Raw genomic sequence first — 262 nt, 5'->3', positions numbered from 1 at the left:
CCAGACGAGGTCTCGGTGGCCTTCGCGGTGACCGTGATGTCGCGATCCAGGCAGGCGGGAATGTCGATCGTCGTTCCGTCGGTGAGCAGGCCGTCGGCGGTGGCTTCCTGGCCGCCCTTGAGCGTGTACCCGGAGGCGTCGAGGGCCCCGGACTGGACAGCGGACTGCGGGGTCGACTGGGGCGCTGGATCAGCGGTGAATGCGCCCGCAATCGCGCGCACAGCGGCGACGATACCCCACACGATGAGGGCCAGGATAAGGA

Annotated in this window: 1 pseudogene; it reads right to left on the bottom strand. The window is 68.7% G+C overall.

What is annotated here, in order from left to right:
• Positions 1-262: pseudogene (locus QP415_RS12045) on the bottom strand (hypothetical protein); the annotation flags it as partial.

The organism is Pauljensenia sp. UMB3104, assembly GCF_030217285.1.
Lineage (GTDB): Bacteria > Actinomycetota > Actinomycetes > Actinomycetales > Actinomycetaceae > Pauljensenia.
This window is presented reverse-complemented; position numbering and strand designations above follow the sequence as displayed.